The organism is Mycobacterium gordonae (assembly GCF_001417955.2).
In the GTDB taxonomy this organism is placed as follows: Bacteria; Actinomycetota; Actinomycetes; order Mycobacteriales; family Mycobacteriaceae; genus Mycobacterium; species Mycobacterium gordonae_B.
Window position 1 is genome coordinate 136,404 of sequence record NZ_LKTM01000112.1, and the last position, 21,502, is coordinate 157,905.

Consider the following 21,502-nt stretch of genomic DNA (forward strand, 5'->3'; position numbering starts at 1 on the left):
GGTTCAAGACCGCATAGCCTGCGACATGCAGAGATGCCCTCGCGTCACGCACGAGGGACCGGTTGTTCAGTAGACTTCTGGCCCGAACGAGCCAGCGGGCGGAGAGGGGCCACTGCAAGAAGCGTGGCAAGAACAGGGGCGCGGCACGCATGACTCCGGTACCGGCTGACCGGCCGTCCGACGGCGAAGACGCACGGGTCGCGCGGACCCGTGCCGACGTAGCCCGGGCCACCCTCAAGATCCTCAATGGTGAAGGCTCCGAAGCGATTACGCACGCCCGGGTCGCCGAAATGGCCGGGTATTCCAAAACCACGGTGTACACCCACTGGCCCGCGCGCGTCGACCTGATCACGTTGGCCATCGAGTCGCTCGGCGAGATGCCGCACCACGAACGCACCGGCGATCTGCGCGTGGACCTTGTGGAGGAGCTCAAGGTCTTCCGTTCGGGCATCATCGAACTGCGGCTCGACCGCGTGCTCGCCAGCATGGCGCAGTGGGCGTCTCAGGAACAGGTCAGAGAGCTCAGGGACAAGGTCAACAGCGACGGTCAGCGTCAGATGTACGCGATGCTGGGGGAGGTCTTCGCGGGCGCGGAATTGGACGCGTCCGTCTCCATGCTGACGGGTGTCGTCGCGTGCCCCTCGCTGATGTACGGCACCCTCCCGGACGACGACATCATCGAAGCCGCCGTCGACATGGTCTTGAGAAGCGCCGGCTCGCCGCCTCGTACCGTGGAAACATGACCATCTCGATGCCTGGCTTGCAGGCCGTGAGCGCGGTGCGGCGCGACCTGGGCAGCAGATTGTTCGGCATGGTGGCCGGACCCGACGGGCCGGCGAATCGAGAGCGCATTCACCGCACACCGGGTGATCGCTGGTTCGCGCCGGACCGTCCCGTCAGGCAGGTGAACGCCGATGCGTCGATGTTCGTCGGCGGACTGCGGGCACTGCTGTTGCAATCGTTGCATCCCCTTGCCATGGCCGGTGTCGCCGAACACTCGGACTATCGGGGCGATCCCTGGGGGCGGTTGCAGCGCACCAGCACGTTCCTGGCCACCACCACCTTCGGCTGCGCCGCCGATGCGCAGGCCGCTGTCGACCACGTCCGTCGCATCCACCGCTACGTGCACGGCGTCGCGCCGGACGGGCGGCCCTACGACGCATCTGACCCCCATCTGCTGGAGTGGGTTCACATCGCCGAGGTGGACAGTTTCCTGCTCGCCCATCAGATGTACGGCGCGGCGCCGCTCGACCAGGCCGGCCGGGACGGCTACGTCGCCGATATGGCCGTCGTCGCGACGGCGCTGGGAGTTCCGGATCCGCCGCGCTCCGAGCAGGAACTACAAGACCGCATTCAGGACTTCCGCCCTGAATTGCGCGGAACGCCGGCCGCCCGGGAAGCCGCCCGGTTCCTGTTGTTGACGCCGCCGTTGCCGCTGCCGGCCAGGCCCGCCTATGGCGTATTGGCGGCCACGGCGGTGGCGATGCTGCCCACGTGGGCGCGCCAGCCCCTGCTGCTGCCGTACGTCCCGGTGCTGGAGACGACGGTGACCCGCATGGCCGGACGACTGCTCGTCGGAAGTATCCGCTGGGTCATGACCCCGGGTGCGGACGCGGCGGCGTCTGAGGTGTCAACGTCCCCGGCGTGACCGGAAGATCTGTCTGCGGCGTGTTGGCGGGGCGGTGCTCTGTGAGCGCTCCAGGGCCTTCGGCGCCCACACCGGATGGCCGGACTCGATGGCCCGCCGGAAGGCCGCCTGCGCGGCCGGCACGTCGCCGTGCTCGGCCCACAAGGTGCCCAGCCCGAATTCGGCGGCGGGCCCGGATTCGGCATTTCCGGAGTCGACTGCCGCTTGGAACGCGGCCGCCGCGCGTTTGACCTCGCCCTGCCCGGCCCACAGGATCCCGAATCGGAGTGCGGCTGCCGGCGCATGATCGGAGTGGCCTGAGTCGAGCGCGAACTGGTAGGCGGCCGTGGCGCCCTCGACGTCGCCCAGTCCGGCTCGCAGCATCCCGAGTGAATTCGCGGCGTCCGGCGCATGCTCGGGATGCCCGGAATCGATCGCCGACTGATAGAAGGCCGTGGCCCCGGCGAAGTCGCCGTCCTTCTCTTGCAGCTTCGCCATGTTGATCGCGGCCTTCGGCGCCGCCTCGGCGTCGCCGGTGTCGATCGCTGACCGATACGACGCACTGGCTTGCTCGGCATCACCGGATCTCTCCCGCAGCTGCCCGAGATTGACCAGGGCCTTGGCCACCAACTCGGGGTCTCCGGAATCGATGGCGGCCTGACAGGCGGTCGCCGCGCCGGCCAGATCACCCTGCTTTTCCAGCAGGGTGGCCAGGTTGAATTCCGCGATGGGCGTCAGTTCCGGATGGTCGGTGGCGATGACGATCTGATAGGCCTCCACGGCTCCCTCGGCATCGCCCAGCGCTTCTCTGGTCAGCGCCAGGTTGATTGCGGCAGTCGGAATCACCTCGGGTTTCCCCGATGCAACGGCGATGCGGTAGGCCACCTCGGCGCCGGCCGCATTGCCGCGGCCGGCCCGCAATCCGCCCAGTTGCAGGAGGGCGATCAGAATCGACTGCTCGTGCTCGGATTCGATGGCCACGCGGTAGGCCGCCTCGGCCTCATCCGGGTCACCGTGTTCGGCCAGCAGGTTGCCGAGGTTCAGTGCCGCCATCGGAGCATGCTCGTCGTGACCGGACTCGATCGCCTGCTGGTAAGCCGCCGTGGCGCCCGCCGTGTCACCCTGCCCGGCCAGCATGAACCCGAGCGCGAACGCGGCTGCCGACGCCCAGTGCGGGTGGTGGGAGTCGACCGCCCACTGATACGCCGCCAGGGCACCCTCGGCGTCGCCCTCGGCGGCCCGCTGCCGCCCGAGGTTGAAGGCCGCCGGCGCGGCCTGTTCGAGGTCGCCGGAGTGAAGTGCCCGCTGAAACGCCGCCTCGAGGTCGCCGGTTTGGGCCGACGCGTCCTGCGGTCGCGTGTTCTCGGATGGAGAGGTTGGCATGTGGTGCGCCGTCAGGGTTTCGAACCCCGGACCCGCTGATTAAGAGTCAGCTGCTCTACCAACTGAGCTAACGGCGCGTGCTCGGCCTGAGACCGGCTATCGACAATAACAGGCATCGCGTCGCAGAGTGAAATCCCCGGGTCAGGGGCCGGATGAGGATGCATAACTTCGGAGCACCAATCGGTCCGCATGTCCACGCCGAGTGGTGGTGAGGCACTACAATACTGGAAACAATCCAGGGTCAGCGGTGACCGTAATTTGCGAACAGAATGTGAAGGTCACTTGATGGCGCCTTTGCGCAGACGTCGATCGTGGCTGGCTGCCGCCATGGTCTTGGTTGCTGTGTTCGGTGTTGCCTGCAGCAGTGGGCCCAGTGCGCCCGTCGCTGCCAAAGTCATCGAAAACAAGGGCACACCGTTTGCCGACCTGCTGGTCCCCAAGCTCACCTCGTCGGTCACCGACGGCGCGGTCGGAGTCACCGTGGACGCGCCGGTGACGGTGACCGTGGCCGACGGCGTGCTGGCGTCGGTCGCCTTGGTCAACGACAACGGCCGCGCGATCGCCGGACAGCTCACCCCCGACGGCCTGCACTGGCAGACCACCGAGCAGCTCGGCTACAACCGTCGCTACACGCTGAACGCGAAGGCGACCGGGCTGGGCGGCGCGGTGACGCGCCAGATGACGTTTCAGACCAGTTCGCCCGCGCACCTGACGATGCCTTACGTGGTGCCCAGCGACGGTGAGGTGGTTGGCGTCGGGCAACCGGTCGCGATCCGATTCGACGAGAACATCGCCGACCGCGCCGCGGCCGAGAAGGCGATCAAGATCACCGCCAACCCGCCCGTCGAGGGTGCGTTCTACTGGCTGAACCGCCGCGAAGTGCGTTGGCGCCCAGAGCATTACTGGAAGCCCGGCACCAACGTCGACGTGGCGGTCAACACCTATGGCGTGGACCTGGGCGAGGGGATGTTCGGCGAGGACAACGTCAAGATGCACTTCACCATCGGTGACGAGATGATCGCGAGCGTCGACGACAGCACCAAGATCATCACGGTGCGGATCAACGGCGAGGTCGTCAAGACCATGCCGACCTCGATGGGCAAGGACAGCACTCCGACCAACAACGGGGTGTACATCGTCGGCGCCCGGTTCAAGCACATCATCATGGACTCGTCGACCTACGGCGTGCCGGTCAACTCGCCCAATGGTTATCGCACCGACGTCGACTGGGCCACGCAGATCTCCTACAGCGGCATCTTCGTGCACTCGGCACCGTGGTCGGTGGGCGCGCAGGGGCACTCCAACACCAGCCATGGCTGTCTGAACGTGAGCCCCAGCAACGCGGTGTGGTTCTACGACCACAGCAAGCGCGGCGACGTCGTCGAGATCGTCAACACGGTGGGCAGCATCCTGCCCGGCACCGACGGCCTGGGTGACTGGAACATCCCGTGGGACCAGTGGCGCGCGGGTAACGCCAACACCGGCGATCGCTAGCGGGCCCGGTCGCCGGTATCAGGCGTCACACCGGCACCGTGGGGAAAGGCATGACTCCGTCTGAAATGTGATAGCGCATGCGACATCACAGTCAGCGGCATCTACACCCGCAGCGCCGACCCCAGCGCCGACAGCGGGATGTGTGCCTCGACGGTGCCCCCGTCCATGTACCACTGCTGGGCGCCCGGGGTGAAGTCGATCGGTTCGTCATGGCCCACCGGATAGTCGGGCATGTAGAGGATCAGCTCGTCCGGAGTGAGCGCCCACGCCCGGTACGCGCCGGAATAGACCTTGTCCGGGGTCCAGCGGTCGGCGAGAAACGGGTACGTTCCCGGGTCATGCGGTGGCGCAGCCTGATTGAGCGCGGTCTCGATGTAGGGCTGAGCCAGCGGCGGTATGGCGGTCAGTGGATTGCCGTTTGTCAGGTCCGCCAGTTGCACCCGGCGCCCGCCGGCCATGTCGAAGGTGAAGGTGCGGTAGGCGTTGTTCGGCCGCGGGCCGTCGGCGTGGTAGTCCTCGTGGAAGACGGCGCTGAGCAGGTTACCGTGCTGGAAGACCTGGTAGTTCTCCTCTCCGTAACTGTCGGCGACCATGTGCGAGTTGGCATTTCGCCAGTTGCCGACCAGGGTCCGCAGATAGTCCCGGATCACCGGTCCGGTGGTGGGGTTGTCCACCAGGTCGACGGGCACGGCAACCTTGATGTCGCGCACGGCGTTGCGTTCGGAGGTCACCGCGGCATGGCAGTACTGCCCGTCCCAGCCGCCGCCGAGTTCGCCGCAGAAGGACTCGGCCGACGCGTGCGCGGGCGCCGCGCCCAACAGGGTTGTCGCGGCGGTCAGTAACGACGCCGAGAGAATTCTTCCGATCACCGTTGGCTCCGAATCGCTTACAGCAGCTGGACTTTGCTGGCGCGCCAGCGACCGTCGACCTTCTCCATGGTCATCTTGATCCGGCTACGGTCGATGCGCGGATCCGGCACGGCCATGTTTGCGACGGTCTGGTCGATGAACACCAGCACCACAACCTTGTTCGCGGATTCCGAGGCGATCGCCGAATCCACCACCACCCCGTGCGCGGTGGCCTTGTTGTCGATCAGCAGCTGGCGCAGTTGCACACTCGACTGCGTGTACATGTCCTTGAACTCGCCGGTGGCGCCGTCCAGCACCTGACGGAAGTTCTCGTCGACGTTGTTGGAGTCGATGCTCGTCAGCACCCCGGCATACTTGACCGCCGCCTGCTGTGCTTCCTGGCCGGCCACATGCACCTGGTGAGCCTGCCATTGCAGCCAGCCCAGATAACCCGAAACCCCCAGGGAGGCAGCCAATAACACCGGCATGATGCTGCGACGAAGGTAGTGGCGCCAGGGTCGGTTGAACCGCTTGGGCTTCTCCTTGCGGCTCAGCAGTGGCCCGTCGTCTTCCTCGTCAGCCGCGTCTTCTTCGTCTTCCTGGACGGCGGCGTCCTCCTCGGTTGCTTCATCGGCAACCTCGGAGTCCTCGGCGTCGGTGTCGGTCTCGGTAGCGGCGGTCACTGTCATCTCCTCGTGCTGGATGGGCTCAATGTGGCGGTTCGATCGGCAACGGCGGACCGCCGTAGGGCGTGGGAATCGTGAAGCGGCCCCGCGGTGTCGGATCGGTCCTGCGTCCCAGGTCCGCCCCGGGCGGAGGGCCCGCGGTGTCGTCGCCACCCGGTCGCGGCGCGTTCTTGGCGCCCCGGATCCCGACTCCCGGGTCGTCGTCGCGGCAATAGGTGTACATGAACGGCTCGTAGTAATCGGCGGCCGACGGCGGATGCGACGGCGTGCCGTAGTCGCACGCGTAGCGGGGGTAGAGCTCGGCCGTCGCCCACACCCCGTGGTCGTGGAAGGAGCTGGCCACCGCATCGAGCACCGAGCCGCGGTAGTCCGGGAAGAGGGCGTTGAGTGCGGGCACCCGAAGGTAGAGCAATTGCGAAGCGGTGGCCAGGCTGCCCAGCAGCGCCACCATGGTCTCGGAGTTGTCGGCGAACAGGCTGTCGATGGCGCTGAGCGCCTGCGGCGTCTGCGCGGTCAGGCGCCGATAGCCGTCCCGCATTCTGGCGATGCCGGACAGGGTGCGGTTGAGGTCGACGGTGGTGGCGGCCAGCCCCGCGTTCTTGTCCGCCGCCAGGGTCAGCACGACCCGGCTGGTGCGCAGAATGCTGGTCGTCTCGGGCAGCACCGAATCCAGTGTCGACAACAGCATGGTGCCACCGTCGACGATGGCGGCCAGCTTGCCGGGCCCCTCCTTGCTGAGGCTCAGTTCCTTCTTGATCAGCTCGAGCTTGCGGGGATCGACCTGGGCCAGCAGCCCGTCGGCGTCGCCCAGCAGCTGTGCCAGGCTGACCGGGACGGTGGTGCGGTCGAGCCCGATGACGCTGCCGTCGTGCAGATAGGGGCCGGCGTCGGATTCGGCTTCGAAGTTGATGTACTGCTCGCCGGCCGGCGACAGCGCCGATACGTGTACCGCGGCGTTCGCCGGGATCCGCACCTGCGAGGTGATACTGGCGACGGCGTTGACGCCCCGGTCGGTGATCTGCAGCGAGTCCACGCTGCCGATCCGGACCCCGCGCAGGGCGACGTCCTGATTGGGCAGCAGGCCACCGGATTCCGGCAACTGCACGGTGACCCGGTATGACGAGGCGAACGGCGTCACGCGCAGCGCGCCGATCAGCAGGTAGGTGGCGGCGACGACCAGGGTGAGCACCAGGCCGGCGACCGACAGCCAGACCTGGCGGTGATGGGCGGCCCGAACCCCGCGGACGATTGCGCTTGCCACAGAGTCGATCACGGCGGTGGCCCCGGCAACTGGGGTCCGGGAGCGACGATGAGTCCGCCCGGCACATTCGGGTCGGGCATCACCGGCACCTGTGGCGAGTTCGGCCCGCGCCCGACGACACGTTCCTGGAGCCGCCACAGGGTGTACTTGAGGGAGCCGATGAATTCGTTCCAGGTGAACCGGGTCGGCCCGTGCAGGCCCCGGTCGCCCGGGAAGCCGATGTCGGGGATTGAGCCCAGGATCAGCTGGTCGACCACAACGTGCACCGAAATCGCATTCCCGGCAGTGGATTTCACCAGAGCCGGAATCATCCGGTTCAACGGCAGCCAGCTGGTGTCGGGGCTCACCGCCACGTCGTTGGCGGCTCCGGCGATGGTGTTCAGGTCACGGACCACGCTGCGGCCGCTGGTGTCGGTGCCACCCAGGGAGGGGAACCTGGCCAGCAGCCGGCTGGTGTCACCGACCTGCACCACCAGGTTGGACAACTCGGCGGTGTTGGCCGCCAAGGCGCTGGTGGCCGGGTCGGCGGCCGCCATCACGTCGCTGAGGGTCTGGTTCTTGGCGTCGAGTTCCTGGCTCAGGCGTGACAATTCGGTCAGGGCGTTGGAGATCTGCCCGGACCGCGCGTCCATCGTGCCGAGCAGCCGGTTGGACTTGCGGACCAGGTCGCCGAACGCGTGGCCCTGGTCGCCGGTGGCCTTGCCGAAACCGTTGATGATGTTGGTGAAATTGCGCACCGCGCCGCCGTTCACCAGGATCGCGGCCGAGCTCAGGACCGACTCGACGGTTGCGGCCGCCGCGGTTGAGTCCAGCCCGATGGTGTCGCCGTTGGTCAGCATCGGTGCGTTCGGCGCGATCTCGGCGGGCGGGCGCACCGAGACGAACACGTCGCCCAGCGGGGTGGCGGTGCGCAATTCCGCGGTGCTGCCTCTGGGCAGCAGCACGCCGTCGCGGATGCGCAGCGTCGTGACCGCCGTGTAGTTGCGGGCCACCATCGACTCGACCTGCCCGACGTCCGCGCCGGCAAGCTTGACCTTGGCGTTCATCGGCAGGTTCAGCGCGTTGGCGAACACCGCGGTCAGTTCGTAGCCGCCCGATCCCAGGCCGGGAGCCGGAAGGGGAAGGCTGGCAAGGCCGTTGGTGGCACAACCCGAGGTGAGCAGCACCGCCGCGGCGATCGCGGCGGCGGTCCGTGTCCTGGTGCTCGTCATTTCTGGCCCATCGCCGCGAGACCGTCCAGCACATACGTCAAGCCGAAGTCGGGTCCGAAGTCCTGCACCGTCCCGGTGCTGCAGCCGAGCTGGCGCAGACCCATCAGGTTACAGATTTCCTTGGTCAGCTGGCTGTCGAACACCATCCGGTCGGTGAGGAAGTGGGCGCGCACCGCGCCGTTCTCCCGGTCGACCATGTTGTAGGCGTTATCGGCCAACATCGGTGCGACATCCAGTGTTTCGGCGAGTTCGCGCCGCCGGTCGACCAGTGTCGTGGCCAGCTTGTTGCCATTGAGAGCGGCCTGTCTGATGGTGTCGCGGTTGGCGTCGAGCAGGTCGCCCGTGCGCTGGACCAGTTGATCGAGCTTGCGGCCGGTGCTGCCGGTACCGAGGTCCTCGTCGGCCAGGATCTGGCTGACCTGGTGGATGGTGGCGGCGAAGTCCCGAAGCTTGCCGTCGTTGTTGGCGGCGGCCTCGAACAGGGAGCTGATGTTCTTGACGATCGTGGTGATCTGTTCGCGGGTCTGCGCGCCACCGTCGCTGCTCAGCCGCAGCGCCCTGGACAATTCGTCAAGCGCGCCTTTGATTTTCCCGCCGTTGCCGTTGAGGACCTCGCTACCGCCGTTGAGCACATCGGCCAGCGGGCCGCCGCCGTGTCCGTCTCCCTCGAGCGACTTGGTCACCTTGTCCAGAACGGCCAGCACGCGGCTGAATTCGACCGGAGTCCGGGTGCGGGTCAGTCCGATGGTGTCGTGGTTCTCCAGCGCCGGACCACCGCGGTAGGGCGGCGTCAGTTCGATCTGCCGGTCGGTGAGGATCGACGTGGACACGGTGACGGCTTGCGCGTTCGCCGGGACTTTGACGTCACGGTCGACGGTGAACTGCACCTCGACGTAGCCGCCCTTCGGCGTGATCCTGGTGACCTTGCCGACCGGCATACCCAGCACCGCCACCACGTTGCCCTCGTATAGACCTGACGCGCTGTCGAATTGAGCGGTGACCGTGATCGGTTCCTTCTTGCCGGCCAGGTACCACCAGAAGCCGCCGACCGCGGCGACCACCACGGCCAGGATGGCGACGACGGTGATGACGCGGCCCCTCATTTGCAGTCCTTGTAGTACGGAATCATCCCGAACTGCTGAGCGCGGCCACTGATGGCGCACATCCAGGAATCGACGAGCAGTGCACTGGGGGCGTTGAAGCTAACCGCGTTCGCGTCGCCGGTCAGGTTTGCCGCCTCCCGCATGAAGATGGGGGTGATCTGCAGCAGGTCGCGCAGCAGATCGTCGTGCTTGGCCATCATGTCGGTGAATTCCCGCATGTCCCTGAGTAGTCCGTCGACCCCCGACCGATCGTTGACCACGATCTGGTGCATGGTGTCGACCAGGCTGGTCAGGGACCGCATCATCGCGTGGAACACGGCGCGCCGGGCCACGAACTGCCCCAGTAGGTCCTGCGCCTGGTTCACCACATTGCCGATGCTGGACTGCTGGCGGCGCAAGGTGTTGGTGACCTGTTCGGTGCTGTGCAGGAGCTGGCCGAGCTGGTCACGGCGCTGGGCGATGATCGAGGACAGCGTGTCGATGTTCGTCATCGCCTGGGGTACCACGGCGGGCAGGCCCTCGAGTTGCTTGCCCAGCACTGCCAGCGACTGGGCGAAACGGTCGGAGTCGACCTGCTCGAAAGTCGTTGTGGCGTCCTGTAATGCGGCCTGCAGGTCATAGGGGACCTCGGTGTGGGTCAAGTCGAAGGTGCCGTGCGGCAGTGAGCCCGGACCGTCTGGCTGCAGCGCGAGGTAGCGCGACCCGAGAATCGTGGTGACCTTGATCGAGGCCTTGGAATCGCGGCCCAGCGCCACGTTGTCGCGAATCTTCAGGCCCGCCTCGACGTGGTCGCCGTCGAGCCTCATGCTGGTGACCTCACCAACCGGAATGCCCGCCACGGTGATCGGGTTCCCGGGCCGAAGCGAGGCCGCCTGCAGGAATTCGGCGGTGTAGTGCTTGTACCCGGCGCCCACCGCATGCACGACGAGCATTGCCCCGATGACCGTCGCAACCACGACGACGGCCGAAAGGCCAAGCCACAACGGGTTGTAGCTCTCCAGCGGACGCTTCTTCCGTCTCGACAATGACTCAGCCACCGGGTGCCCCGCTCGTGTTCCGGCAGCGGGGCGTGTGCCACGCTTGGTTCCCCGGCGTTGCGGCGTTGACGATGATCGGCACCACGTCGTTGAGGCCGGGGAAGAACCCGAACATGTTCAGGTCGCACAGGTAGGCGTTGCCGTAGGCGCCCTGGTTGCCCACCCGCACAAGCCCTTTCAGCAGCAGCGGGATGTTGTCGCCGAAGAACGCCACCTGGGGTTCCACATCCATCAAGTGGCGGGCGACGCCCGGCCGACGATCGATGAATTCCCGTAGTGCCGGGTAGTCCTGTTCGGCCGCGACCGACAGGTTGCTCACCATGCGCGACAGGGAACCCATGGAGGACACCAGCTCCGGCCGGCGCTGGTCGAGGGCCGCGACCACGTCACGGGCCTGTGTGATCACCCCGTCGAGGTTGGCGTTCTGCGCGGCGAGGTTGGTGACAACCTTGTTGAGGTTGGTGATCACGTCACCGAGCGCCTGATCCTTTCCGGCGAAAGTCTCGGTCAGCGTGGATGTCTGGCTGATCAGCGTGGCAAGGGATGAGGTGTCGCCCTGCAGCGACTCGATGACGCCCTTGGTGAGGTTGTCGGCGTCGCGCGGGTTCAGCAGGCTGAACAGCGGTTCGTAGCCGTTGAGCAGCGCCGTGACGTCGAAGGACGGATCGGTGCGGTCCAGGGGAATGGTGGCTCCCGGCGGCAGCTGGGCCTGACTTCCCTCCTTACCGAGAGACAGTCCGAGATAGCGCTGCCCGACGATGTTCTGGTAGGTCACCGAGGCGACGGTGTTGCCGAACAGTTGCTGGTCGGTCTGCACCACGAACGAGACTCTCGCGAGTTTGCCGTCGAGTTCCACCTTTTCGACCCGGCCGACGCGCACCCCGGCCATTCGGACGTCGTCACCCTCGCGAAGGCCGTACACGTCGGTGAAGATCGCCGAGTAGGACGCCGTGGTCCCGGCGACGTCACGTCGCAGGCTCACGTACACCAGCCACGTCAGGGTGAGCGCGATGACCATGAACAGTGTCAGGCCGATCAAGGGTCCCCGGAACTTCACTTGGCACCCCCGGTCACCGACACAGTGGTGCCGCGCGCCACGGGGCCGAGCAGGATCTCGGTGGCGGCAGTGGCCGGGCGCCCGGTGATCACGCCCAGCATCGTGCGCTCGTAGTCACTGCCGACCGGGCCGACGGTGCCTCCATAGGACGAAGGCAACGACCCCGCGGCGGGGGGACCCAGCAGCGGCGGTGGCGGTAGCGGGCCGTGCGCCGGGGGAGACGGGTCCGGGTCGTCCGGGTTGGCGCCGGTCCGTATCGGTGGCGACGGCGAGATGAACGGCGGCAGTGGCGGATTGGGGTCGGTGAGGTTGGGTGGCGGATTGACCAGTGGTGGGCCGACGGCCACCAGGTTCCCGTCGGGACCGACGACCGTGCCCGGCGGAGGGGCCAGATCCTTGGGTGGCTGGTAGTTCTGCGGCAGCAGCACATCGGGCAGATCGGGCTTGTTGGGGACCAGCGGTGCGGTGTAGCAGCTGGGGCCTTTCAGCTCGCCGTAGTGCGGGCAGTCGGCACGGCTGTAGGCGAACGTCTGGGTGAACGAGATCCTGGTTCGCATGTTCCCCACGCCGAGTTCGGGTATCCAGACTTCCTCCATGAACTTGCGGGCCAGGTTGTCCAGTTTGGTGACGGCGGGGACGAAGTTGTTCGACCGCATGGCCAGCACGCCCAGCACCGGCGTCATCTCGGAGGAGATTCGGATGAGTTGATCCAGGTGATTGTCGAACGATTGATAGGTGGTGCCGATGGTGTTCTGGGCGCCGGAGAGCAGCGACGTCAGCTGTCCGCGCGTTTCGGCGAAGGTCCGCATCGGTTCGACCGCTTCGTGGAGCGCGTCGATCAGGTCGGGCGCGGTGGACTGCAGCCCCCGCGTCGCGTCCAGCAACGCCGACACGGTCGATGGGCCCGCGTCGGTGCTCACGATCGAATTGAGTTGGTCGATAAGCCGATTCAGCTGGGTGCCGCTGTTGAGCAGGGATGCCCGGCGGTGGTCGGTGGCTGCCGCCAGCGCCGCCAGGATGCCGACCGATCTGTCCTCGCGGCCCCGGCCGGCCGCGGCGAGCAGGTCGCGCAACTTGCTGACGGTGGTCTGGAACAGCACGGTCGGCAGGTTCTTGTCCTCCTGGATGTGGGCTCCGGGGCGGATGGTCACGCCCGGGCCGTTCCCCACTAATTGCACCGACGACACCGCGAACACATTGCTGGGCACGACGCGGGCGGTCACCGCAGCCGGAATCGACTGGGCGTATTCGGGTTTGAGGTCGATGTGCACGAAGTTCGGTTGGCCGTGCGCCGCCGGCACCACGCTGTTGACCATGCCGACCAGCACGCCATGGTATTTCACGTCGGACTTCTGCGGCAGGCCGTCGCCCACGTTGATCAGGTCGGCGACCACCCGCACATAGTCGTTGAGCCGGCCCGTCGACTTGTACAGCAGGCCCACGGTCAGCAGTGTCGCCACCAGTGCAACGGCCACTCCGCACCCCAGTAGCTGACGATCCGAGGGGCCGCGCCCGTCGGTGTCGAAGGAATTGCCTTTCGATGCAGTCAAACTCAGCCACCGAACCTTGCGCCGGCGTCGACTCCCCACAGCGCCATGGTGAGCAGCATGTTGACCATGATCATCACGGTGATGCTGGCCCGCATGCCGTGCCCGGCGGCCACACCCACACCCTCGGGTCCGCCGCTGGCGTAGAAGCCGTAGTAGCACTGGATCGTCGATGCGATCCAGACGAAGATGACGGCTTTGACCAACGAATAGAGAATGTCTTTGCCGGCCAGCATCATCGAGAAGTAGTGCAGGTATGACCCGGTGGAACCGCCGCTGCTGATCTGCACCACCACCTGGGTACTCAGATAGCCGATGGCCAGGCATGCGGCGTAGAGCGGGATCATCGCCATCACCGACGCGATCAGCCGAGTGGTAACCAGGTACGGAATCGGCCGAATCGCAATCGACTCCATCGCGTCGATCTCCTCGGCGATACGCATCGACCCGAGCTGGGCGGTGAATCGGCAACCGCCCTGAATCGCGAAGGCCATGGCCGCCATGAGCGGGGCCAGCTCTCGGGTGTTCACCAACGACGACACGAAGCCGGTCGCCGGTCCCAGCCCGAGCAGGTCGAGAAAGTTGTATCCCTCGATACCGACCAGCGCTCCGACCGTCATGCCGAGAACCACGGCCACCCCGGCGGTGCCACCACCCACCACAATCGAGCCGTTGCCCCAGGTGATGTTGGACAGCAGGCGCAGGAACTCGCCGTTGTACTGCCGCAGCGTGAGTGGAACGGCAACCAGCGCCCGCACGAAGAACACCAGCATGTGGCCCAGCCGGCTGATCGGCTTGGTTCCCCTGCGGTACAACCGGATCAGGCGCCCGGTGACGGGCGCCAGTGGTAGGTAGGGCGACGCCGTCAACTCACAGCCCCGTCCGGGGTGACAGCATGATGTAGAGCTGGCTGATCGCGACGTTGACGATCATCAGCAGCAGAATGGACTCCACCACAGCGGCATTCACCGAGTTGGCCACACCGGTCGGCCCGCCCTTGGTGGACAGCCCCTTCTGTGCCGAGACGATGGCGACGATGGCCCCGAAGATGATCGCTTTGAGTAGCGCCAGAATCATGTCGCCGGTGGTGGCGAACGAGGCGAAGGTGGAGACGAAGCTGCCCGGGGCGCCGTTCTGGAAGTACACGTTGAACAGGTAGCTGGCGAAGAACCCGACGAAGCACACCACGCCCGTCAGCGCGACACCGATCATGATCGCGGCGGCGAAACGCGGCACCACCAGGCGGCGGATCACCGACACCCCCATCACTTCCATCGCGTCGGTCTCTTCGCGCATCGTCCGGGAACCCAGGTCGGCGGTGATGGCCGAGCCCACCGCCGCCGCCATCAGTACCGCGGCCACCAGTGAGGCGCCCTGCCGGATCACCGCCAGCCCACTGGCCGCCCCGGCAAGCGAGGTGGCGCCCACCTGTCCGGCCAGCAACGCGAACTGGATCGACAGGGTGACGCTGATCGGCAGCGATACCAGGATCGTCGGCAACACGGCGGTGCCGGCCATGAAGGCGCCCTGGCGGACGAACTCCTGCCACTGGAATCGGCCGGTGAACAGGTCGATGAAGAAGTACTGGGTGGTGCGGATGCCGAGCACGAACTGTTGGCCGACGGTCCGCAGCGATGCCAGCGGGTGACGGTCGACGTAGCCGACACCCCATTCCTGAATGGCGGCGACGCCGTCATCGCGCACTGCGGGTTCGGATTCGGTGGTCATCGTGGCGCGACCGGAAGGTATCGCAGCAAACCCAGAGCGCGAGTCATCGCGTACCTGGAACCGTCGTCATAGACGCACTCCCCACCCGTTGCTCCCTGAGCGCCGAGCGGAAGGGGTTGGGTGCCATCGAGTAATCCCTGCCCTGCAGGTGCCCGTGATCCCACAACTCTGCAGCTCAATCCGGTTTGCGGTATCACGCTAGCCTACTTGATAGGCACTATCAATAGTGTAGAGTCACTCATCTACGAGCTGCACTTCCAGGTTCCGGGACTGCACGGTCGTGGTGGAATGTCAGGCGCACGAAGGTGATGGCATGTCCTCAGCAAACATCGAATCGCTGCGCGACCGACGCCGGGCCGAGCTGCTCTCGCAGATCCAGCACACCGCGCACGAGCTTTTCGCGGAGCGCGGATTCGATGCCGTGACCACGGAGGACATCGCGGCGGCCGCCGGAATCTCGATCAGCACCTACTTCCGGCACGCGCCGACCAAGGAAGGTCTGCTGGTGGATCCCGTCCGCGAGGCCATCAGCGAGATGCTCGACTCGTTCAGCACCAGGCCGGCGGACGAATCAGCGGTCGAGGTGCTGATCCAGTTGTTCGTCACCCATGCCAGGGATGCCGGCGAGTCCAGCCATCTCGACACCTGGCAACGCGCGATCGTGACCGCCCCCCACCTGTTGAGCAAGTCGACGCTGGTGCGCGAATCCGATCAACGCAAGTTCGTGGAACTCGTTGCGTCGCGGATGGGCGTCGACCCGGCGACCGACATGCGCCCCTCGCTGCTGGTCTATACGAGCCTGGCCACCGTCAAATTCGTGATCAACCGCTTTTTGACCGAGGCCACCGTCCCATCAGAGCCGTTCCATGTGGTGATGGACGAGGCGCTGCGGATCACCCTGGCCGGGTTCGGACGTTGACTCTGCCCTCAAGGCGGAAAATCGGCCGAAATCCCGCCCTGGACGCTGAGTCAACGCCACTGAAACGCACAAACCCCGGCGCGTGGCCGGGGATTGTGAGTGGGGTGAGTGACGGGACTCGAACCCGCGACATTCAGGATCACAACCTGACGCTCTACCAACTGAACTACACCCACCATGGCCGCATGCGCGGCGACGTCGATACTAACCGCTTGAGCGCTCGTCGGCCGAATCGATTTCCTCTTCGGTGTCCGTTTCGCCCTGAAGATCGGCCACGACGGCGGCGATTTCGCTGGTAGCGGGCCCGGGCTGGGGTACGAACGCGGTTCGCCGGTAGTACTGCAATTCGCGGATCGACTCGTGGATGTCGGCGAGCGCGCGGTGCGCGAGGCCTTTGGGCGGCTGCCCGAAGTAGATGCGCGGATACCAGCGCCGGCAGAGTTCCTTGATCGAGCTGACGTCGATCATCCGGTAGTGCAGGAAGGCATCCAGGGCCGGCATGTCGCGGGCGATGAAGGACCGGTCGGTGGCGATCGAATTGCCGGCCAGCGGCGCCGTCTTGGGCGCTTTGACGTGCTTGTGGATGTAGTCGAGGACCATCGCCTCGGCGGTCGCCAGGTCGACGGCGGACGCCCTGACCTCGTTGGTCAGCCCGGACCGGGAGTGCATGTCCTTGACGACGTCGATCATCGAGGACAGCGCGGCGTCGTCGGCGTGGATCACCACGTCGATTCCGTCGCCCAGAACGTTGAGGTCCGCATCGGTGACCAGGGCGGCGATTTCGATCAGCTTGTCCGACCCCAGATCGAGCCCGGTCATCTCGCAGTCGATCCACACCAGTTCGTCACGCACAGGGCACACACTAAGCCCACGCGCAGCTCAGGGAAGCCCTGCCCCTGCCAGGCACGGGGAAGTAGGGTGATGCTTTCCCACATAGCGAGGGGCGTCGATGAGCACTGAATCAGAGCCAGGACCCGCGCAGCGGATTGCGGCGGGCTATGCCGTCCAGGGCCAGGCGCTCGAGCTGGGCACCGTCGTCGTCGACGGCCAGTCCGACCCGACGGCGCAGATCCGGATTCCGCTGGCCACCATCAATCGGCACGGCCTGGTGGCCGGGGCCACCGGAACCGGCAAGACCAAGACGTTGCAGCTGATCGCCGAGCAGCTCAGTGCCGCCGGAGTGCCGGTATTCATGGCCGACGTGAAGGGCGACCTGTCCGGTCTGTCCCGTCCCGGAGAGGCCAATGACAAGACCGCCGCGCGCGCCAGGGACACCGGGGACAACTGGGAGCCGACGGGTTACCCGGTGGAGTTCCTGTCGCTGGGCACAGAGGGCATCGGCGTGCCGGTGCGCGCGACGGTGGACAGCTTCGGGCCGGTTCTTTTATCGAAAGTGTTGGGCCTCAACGCTACTCAGGAGTCGACGCTCGGACTCATCTTCCACTGGGCCAAGGAGAACAACCGCCCGCTGGTCACCCTGAGCAATCTGCGGACGGTCATCAGCCACCTGGCCGGAGATGAGGGCAAGGCCGATCTGAAGTCCCTGGGCGGGGTGTCGGCGACGACGGCGGGCGTCATCTTGCGGGCGCTGGTGAACCTCGCGGGCGAGGGCGGTGACACCTTCTTCGGTGAGCCGAAGCTGGACCCGAACGATCTGCTGCGCACTGACAACCAGGGTCGCGGCACGATCAGCCTGCTGGAGTTCAGTGGCCAGTCGTTACGGCCGGTGATCTTCTCGACGTTCCTGATGTGGTTGCTGGCAGACCTTTTCGCGCAGCTGCCCGAAGTCGGCGACATCGACAAGCCCAAACTGGTGTTCTTCTTCGACGAGGCGCACCTGTTGTTCGCCGACGCGTCCAAGGCGTTCCTCGAGCAGGTCGAGCAGACCGTCAAGCTGATCCGGTCCAAGGGCGTCGGGGTGTTCTTCTGCACCCAGCTGCCCACCGACCTCCCCAACGACGTGCTGTCCCAGCTGGGTGCCCGCGTCCAGCACGCGCTGCGGGCCTTCACCCCCGACGATCAGAAGGCGCTGAGCAAGACCGTTCGCACCTACCCGAAAACCGATGTCTACGACCTGGAATCGGCGTTGACGTCACTGGGCATCGGCGAGGCCGTGGTCACCGTCCTGTCCGAAAAGGGCGCACCGACGCCGGTGGCCTGGACGCGCATGCGCGTGCCCCGGTCGCTGATGGGGGCCATCGGCACCGATGAGGTCAACAAGGCGGCCAAGGCAAGTCCGTTGCACGCCAAGTACGGGCAGACGATCGAGCAACCCGAGCCCCCGCTGATCACAACGGGCGGTCAAGCTCCGTCGATTCCCGATTATCCGGGGCTGCCGACGGACTACGAGTTGCCACCCATGCCCGCGCCGGCCGAGCCGAAGGGGCCGGCCGTGTGGGAGGAAGTGCTGAAGAACCCCACGGTGAAGAGCGGGATCAACACGGCGATACGCGAAGCGGTGCGCAGCATCTTCGGCTCCGGACGCCGCCGGCGCTGAAAGCTATCCGCCGCCGAGCTTCTTGTAGAACGCGCCCACGATCGGCGCCACGATGGCCCGGGGCGCGTATCCGCTCGCCACCGACATCGCCTTCGACGTCAGCCCGGGGACGATGCGCATCTTGTTGCGCTCCAACGCATCCAGCGACACCTGCGCGGTGTGTTCGGTCGAGATCCACAGGAAGTCGGGCACCAGTTTCTCCACCAGCGACCGTTCGTCGCCTTCGGGCAGATCCGTGCGCACCGGACCGGGGGCGAGCAGTGTGACGTGCACGCCGTGCTTGCGGACTTCACCGCGCAGCGATTCGCTGAAGGTGTTGGCGAAGGCCTTGGTGGCGGCATAGGTGGCGTTGTACGGAATCGGCGAATTGCCGGCCGCTGAGCCCGAAATCAGGATTCCGCCGGCGCCGCGCTTGATCATGCCGGGCAGCACCGCCAGCGTAAGGTCATGCACCGCAACGGCATTCAGCTGCACCTGGGCCTTCTCGCCGGCCGGGTCGAGATCGGCGACCGAACCGAATGTCGCGGTGCCGGCATTGGCGCACAGGATAGAGATCGGCCGGGTGGCCAGTTCGTCGCAGAGCCGGGCGCGCTCGGCGGGGTCGGCGAGGTCGGCCGGCCGCACCTCGACGGTGACGCGGTACCTGTCGGCGAGCCGGGCGGCGAGCTTGTTGAGCAGGTCCTCGCGTCGCGCGGTGATGATCAGGCTGTGGCCGCGGGCGGCCAGCTCGGTGGCCAGCGCCTCGCCGATGTTCTGGGAAGCCCCGGTGACAACGGCGCGTGCGTCAGGGCTGGGAGCGGGTACCGGCATGACGACGATCGTAGACAGTGCACGGGAGCGGGCGGGCGGAGCGGGTGTGCGGCGCCAAGCAATAAAGTTCTGTGCATGAGTGACCCGGGGGCGGGCGCGGCGGATCGCCAGAGCGCCGAGCCTGAAGATTCGCAGGCTCGGCGCGACGAGCTGTGGCCCGCCGCGAAACGCTCCCGGATCGCGGCCTGGGCGCTGTGGGACTGCGGCTCCACCGGCCTGAACGCGATCACCGCGACCTTCGTGTTCTCCGTCTACCTGACCAGCAGTGTCGGGGAGGGGACCCCGGGCGGCGCCACGCCGGAGAGCTGGCTGGGGCGTGCCGGAGCCGTCGCGGGGATCGTCGTGGCGTTGCTGGCGCCGGTCGTCGGCGTATGGGTGGCGTCGCCGCACCGACGGCATGTCGCGCTGGGCGTGCTGACCGGTCTCGCGGTGGTGACGACGTGCGGAATGTCACAGATTCGCGATCAGCCCGGCTACCTGTTCGCGGGCCTGGCGCTGCTGGCCGCGACGGCGGCGTGCGGCGACCTGGCCAGCGTTCCTTACAACGCGATGCTGCGGGAGTTCTCGACGCCGGCGACGGCCGGGCGCATCTCCGGCTTCGGCTGGGCAGCGGGCTACGTCGGCAGCGTTCTGTTGCTGATCCTGGTCTATCTGGGCTTCATGACCGGCGACGGCGAGCAGCGCGGCCTGCTGCACCTGTCCACCCACGACGGGTTCAACGTGCGGGCGGCGATGTTGTTGGCCGCGGCGTGGCTGGCGATCCTGGGACTGCCTTTGCTGCTTGTCGCCCGCCGGTCGACCGATCCGGTAACGGCAGCGGTCGTTCCGCAGACCAGCCTGCTCGGTGGCTACCGCAAGCTCTGGATCGACATCTCCGCGGAGTGGCGGCGCGACCGCAATCTCGTCTACTTCCTGGTGGCCAGCGCGATCTTCCGGGACGGCCTGGCGGCGATATTCGCGTTCGGCGCGGTGCTGGGCGTCAACGTCTACACCCTGTCGAAGGCCGACGTGCTGATCTTCGGGGTCGCCGGGAGCGTGGTGGCCGCGATTGGTGCGGTGCTGGGCGGGTTGATCGACCACCGGGTGGGCTCCAAGCTGGTCATCGTGGTGTCGCTGACGGCGATCCTCGCCTCGGGACTCAGCTTGCTGGCCCTGTCCGGTGCGCTGGCTTTCTGGGTGTGCGGGCTGCTGCTGTGTCTCTTCATCGGCCCTTCCCAGTCGTCGGCGCGGGCGCTGCTGCTGCGCATGGCGCAGAACGGCAAGGAGGGTGTGGCTTTCGGGCTGTACACGATGACGGGCCGCGCGGTGGCCTTCCTGGGGCCGTGGTTGTTCTCCGTCTTCGTCGACATCTTCGGCGTGGCCCGGGCCGGTTTGGGCGGCATCTGCCTGGTGCTGCTGGTCGGGCTGCTGGCAATGCTGAAGGTGCGTGTCCCGAATTAGCGCGGGGCGTCGCAGATGGTCAGGCCCTGTCCGGTGCGCTGTCTGACCTGCACCCCGGCCACCGTGACCGAGCAGGTGATCTCGTGGCCGATGTTGACGACCGTGACGCTCGCCGGGGCCTTCGCCGAGGTGGACAGGCTGACTTGTTTGGTCCACGGCAGGGCCACGTTGAACTCGGTCTGGATCATGTCGCCGGCGTCCATGTACATCACGCTGATCGCGCGGCCCTCACCGGAGACGGTGTAGACGACCGTCTGCATGGCACCCGGTGTGTTGGGCGGCGCCCCGGGCGGCGTGGTCGTACCCGGCGGCGCGGTCGTGGTGGTGCGCGGCGGTCTGCGGGTGGTCGAGGGCGGCGACGTCGTGCGGGTGGTCGGGGGAGCGACCGTGGTGCTGGGCACCGGAGGCAGGGGTTCGATCGCGGTCTGCTGCTTCAGCGATCCGTTGGCGATGACGAGCGCCACGACCAGACCGATGACGAGTAACACCGCCGCGCCGGCCACGAACCACAACCAGCGTGGTGAACGCGGCGGGCCCTCCGGGGGTTGTTCAGCCTTCGGCGGCCCATCCTGCTGCCAGTACTGCGGCGGCAACTGCTGGGTGGCGTTGGGTTGATAGGCGCCGGGCGACCATGGCGAACCGCCACCGCCGCCGTAGCTGGCGTAGGGCATCTCATCGGCGTATGCCGGGTAGTCGACGGGTTCCGAATCCCCGGGGTGCTGCGCCCACGACGAACTAGACCCCGGTTGAGGGGGACCGAATTGCTGGGTGCGACGTGGATCGTTCATATCCACTTCGAAGGGTACCGGGCATCGCGCCGTACGGGTTTCAGGACCGGCTCAACCCCGCGGGTG

General features: G+C 66.7%; 20 protein-coding genes and 2 tRNA genes. 6 read left to right on the top strand and 16 right to left on the bottom strand.

Going from position 1 to position 21,502, the window contains the following annotated elements:
* Positions 1-149: 149 nt before the first annotated feature.
* Both AO501_RS11430 and AO501_RS11435 read left to right on the top strand, forming a co-directional pair.
* The gene (locus tag AO501_RS11430; RefSeq protein ID WP_055577818.1) at positions 150-743 is read left to right on the top strand and encodes a TetR family transcriptional regulator; all 594 of its coding nucleotides are present in this window, start codon (positions 150-152) and stop codon (positions 741-743) included.
* On the top strand, positions 740-1,648 hold the full coding sequence (locus tag AO501_RS11435; RefSeq protein WP_231752445.1) for an oxygenase MpaB family protein: 909 nt from the start codon (positions 740-742) through the stop codon (positions 1,646-1,648). The genes AO501_RS11430 and AO501_RS11435 overlap by 4 nt, the downstream gene beginning before the upstream one ends.
* Here AO501_RS11435 and AO501_RS34530 read toward each other — a convergent pair.
* Positions 1,631-3,010: a tetratricopeptide repeat protein gene (locus AO501_RS34530; RefSeq protein WP_063892855.1), complete on the bottom strand. Its 1,380-nt coding sequence runs from the start codon at positions 3,008-3,010 to the stop codon at positions 1,631-1,633. The two genes, AO501_RS11435 and AO501_RS34530, sit on opposite strands and share 18 nt — an antisense overlap.
* A gap of 1 nt (position 3,011) precedes the next feature.
* Positions 3,012-3,087 (bottom strand) — tRNA-Lys (locus AO501_RS11440).
* Between the two features lie 208 nt (positions 3,088-3,295).
* Here AO501_RS11440 and AO501_RS11445 point away from each other — a divergent pair.
* Positions 3,296-4,504: a L,D-transpeptidase gene (locus tag AO501_RS11445; RefSeq protein ID WP_055577819.1), complete on the top strand. Its 1,209-nt coding sequence runs from the start codon at positions 3,296-3,298 to the stop codon at positions 4,502-4,504.
* 101 nt (positions 4,505-4,605) lie between these two features.
* On the opposite strand, the gene AO501_RS11450 is transcribed toward AO501_RS11445, so the two are convergent.
* Genes AO501_RS11450 through AO501_RS11495 form a run of 10 tightly spaced genes read right to left on the bottom strand, consistent with a single transcriptional unit; the run spans position 4,606 to position 14,982 of the window.
* The gene (locus AO501_RS11450; RefSeq protein ID WP_055577820.1) at positions 4,606-5,373 is read right to left on the bottom strand and encodes a mannan-binding family protein; all 768 of its coding nucleotides are present in this window, start codon (positions 5,371-5,373) and stop codon (positions 4,606-4,608) included.
* Positions 5,374-5,390: 17 nt separating this feature from the next.
* Positions 5,391-6,041, bottom strand: a complete 651-nt coding sequence (locus AO501_RS11455) for a hypothetical protein (protein ID WP_055577821.1) — start codon at positions 6,039-6,041, stop codon at positions 5,391-5,393.
* A gap of 19 nt (positions 6,042-6,060) precedes the next feature.
* On the bottom strand, positions 6,061-7,311 hold the full coding sequence (locus AO501_RS11460; RefSeq protein ID WP_055577822.1) for an MlaD family protein: 1,251 nt from the start codon (positions 7,309-7,311) through the stop codon (positions 6,061-6,063).
* A complete protein-coding gene (locus AO501_RS11465; RefSeq protein WP_055577823.1) occupies positions 7,308-8,510 on the bottom strand; it encodes an MlaD family protein in 1,203 nt (400 codons plus the stop codon). The genes AO501_RS11460 and AO501_RS11465 overlap by 4 nt, the downstream gene beginning before the upstream one ends.
* Positions 8,507-9,613 carry an MCE family protein gene (locus AO501_RS11470; RefSeq protein ID WP_055577824.1) on the bottom strand — a complete coding sequence of 369 codons (1,107 nt, stop codon included), beginning with the start codon at positions 9,611-9,613 and terminating at the stop codon, positions 8,507-8,509. Before AO501_RS11470 ends, AO501_RS11465 begins: the two co-directional genes overlap by 4 nt.
* Positions 9,610-10,650, bottom strand: a complete 1,041-nt coding sequence (locus AO501_RS11475) for an MlaD family protein (RefSeq protein WP_055577825.1) — start codon at positions 10,648-10,650, stop codon at positions 9,610-9,612. The genes AO501_RS11470 and AO501_RS11475 overlap by 4 nt, the downstream gene beginning before the upstream one ends.
* Complete coding sequence (locus AO501_RS11480; protein WP_055577826.1) at positions 10,643-11,707, bottom strand: MCE family protein; 1,065 nt, start codon at positions 11,705-11,707, stop codon at positions 10,643-10,645. The genes AO501_RS11475 and AO501_RS11480 overlap by 8 nt, the downstream gene beginning before the upstream one ends.
* On the bottom strand, positions 11,704-13,257 hold the full coding sequence (locus AO501_RS11485) for an MlaD family protein (protein ID WP_055577827.1): 1,554 nt from the start codon (positions 13,255-13,257) through the stop codon (positions 11,704-11,706). Before AO501_RS11485 ends, AO501_RS11480 begins: the two co-directional genes overlap by 4 nt.
* A gap of 2 nt (positions 13,258-13,259) precedes the next feature.
* Positions 13,260-14,123: an MlaE family ABC transporter permease gene (locus AO501_RS11490; RefSeq protein ID WP_055577828.1), complete on the bottom strand. Its 864-nt coding sequence runs from the start codon at positions 14,121-14,123 to the stop codon at positions 13,260-13,262.
* Position 14,124: 1 nt separating this feature from the next.
* Positions 14,125-14,982, bottom strand: a complete 858-nt coding sequence (locus AO501_RS11495) for an MlaE family ABC transporter permease (protein WP_055577829.1) — start codon at positions 14,980-14,982, stop codon at positions 14,125-14,127.
* 313 nt (positions 14,983-15,295) lie between these two features.
* Between AO501_RS11495 and AO501_RS11500 the strand changes: the two genes are divergently transcribed.
* Positions 15,296-15,901 carry a TetR/AcrR family transcriptional regulator gene (locus AO501_RS11500; protein WP_055577925.1) on the top strand — a complete coding sequence of 202 codons (606 nt, stop codon included), beginning with the start codon at positions 15,296-15,298 and terminating at the stop codon, positions 15,899-15,901.
* Between the two features lie 100 nt (positions 15,902-16,001).
* On the opposite strand, the gene AO501_RS11505 is transcribed toward AO501_RS11500, so the two are convergent.
* Positions 16,002-16,077 (bottom strand) — tRNA-His (locus AO501_RS11505).
* A 28-nt stretch (positions 16,078-16,105) separates the two neighbouring features.
* Positions 16,106-16,753: an oligoribonuclease gene (orn, locus tag AO501_RS11510; RefSeq protein WP_055577830.1), complete on the bottom strand. Its 648-nt coding sequence runs from the start codon at positions 16,751-16,753 to the stop codon at positions 16,106-16,108.
* A 97-nt stretch (positions 16,754-16,850) separates the two neighbouring features.
* On the opposite strand from orn, the gene AO501_RS11515 reads away from it, so the two are divergent.
* Positions 16,851-18,398 (top strand): helicase HerA-like domain-containing protein, encoded by a 1,548-nt coding sequence (locus tag AO501_RS11515; RefSeq protein WP_055577831.1) that lies wholly within the window; start codon positions 16,851-16,853, stop codon positions 18,396-18,398.
* A gap of 3 nt (positions 18,399-18,401) precedes the next feature.
* On the opposite strand, the gene cmrA is transcribed toward AO501_RS11515, so the two are convergent.
* Entirely contained in the window at positions 18,402-19,208 is an 807-nt protein-coding gene (cmrA, locus tag AO501_RS11520; RefSeq protein ID WP_055577832.1) for a mycolate reductase, read from the bottom strand.
* Positions 19,209-19,283: 75 nt separating this feature from the next.
* Between cmrA and AO501_RS11525 the strand changes: the two genes are divergently transcribed.
* Entirely contained in the window at positions 19,284-20,648 is a 1,365-nt protein-coding gene (locus AO501_RS11525; protein WP_082658559.1) for an MFS transporter, read from the top strand.
* On the opposite strand, the gene AO501_RS11530 is transcribed toward AO501_RS11525, so the two are convergent.
* Positions 20,645-21,436 carry an MmpS family transport accessory protein gene (locus AO501_RS11530; RefSeq protein WP_055577833.1) on the bottom strand — a complete coding sequence of 264 codons (792 nt, stop codon included), beginning with the start codon at positions 21,434-21,436 and terminating at the stop codon, positions 20,645-20,647. The two genes, AO501_RS11525 and AO501_RS11530, sit on opposite strands and share 4 nt — an antisense overlap.
* Between the last annotated feature and the right edge of the window lie 66 nt (positions 21,437-21,502).

Coding starts and splice junctions, on each gene's coding strand:
- AO501_RS34530 (WP_063892855.1), bottom strand. CDS start 3,010: ATGCCAACCTCTCCATCCGAGAACACGCGACCGCAGGACGCGTCGGCC.
- AO501_RS11455 (WP_055577821.1), bottom strand. CDS start 6,041: ATGACAGTGACCGCCGCTACCGAGACCGACACCGACGCCGAGGACTCC.
- AO501_RS11465 (WP_055577823.1), bottom strand. CDS start 8,510: ATGACGAGCACCAGGACACGGACCGCCGCCGCGATCGCCGCGGCGGTG.
- AO501_RS11495 (WP_055577829.1), bottom strand. CDS start 14,982: ATGACCACCGAATCCGAACCCGCAGTGCGCGATGACGGCGTCGCCGCC.
- AO501_RS11470 (WP_055577824.1), bottom strand. CDS start 9,613: ATGAGGGGCCGCGTCATCACCGTCGTCGCCATCCTGGCCGTGGTGGTC.
- AO501_RS11445 (WP_055577819.1), top strand. CDS start 3,296: ATGGCGCCTTTGCGCAGACGTCGATCGTGGCTGGCTGCCGCCATGGTC.
- AO501_RS11515 (WP_055577831.1), top strand. CDS start 16,851: ATGAGCACTGAATCAGAGCCAGGACCCGCGCAGCGGATTGCGGCGGGC.
- AO501_RS11435 (WP_231752445.1), top strand. CDS start 740: ATGACCATCTCGATGCCTGGCTTGCAGGCCGTGAGCGCGGTGCGGCGC.
- AO501_RS11530 (WP_055577833.1), bottom strand. CDS start 21,436: ATGAACGATCCACGTCGCACCCAGCAATTCGGTCCCCCTCAACCGGGG.
- cmrA (WP_055577832.1), bottom strand. CDS start 19,208: ATGCCGGTACCCGCTCCCAGCCCTGACGCACGCGCCGTTGTCACCGGG.
- AO501_RS11430 (WP_055577818.1), top strand. CDS start 150: ATGACTCCGGTACCGGCTGACCGGCCGTCCGACGGCGAAGACGCACGG.
- AO501_RS11525 (WP_082658559.1), top strand. CDS start 19,284: ATGAGTGACCCGGGGGCGGGCGCGGCGGATCGCCAGAGCGCCGAGCCT.
- AO501_RS11500 (WP_055577925.1), top strand. CDS start 15,296: ATGTCCTCAGCAAACATCGAATCGCTGCGCGACCGACGCCGGGCCGAG.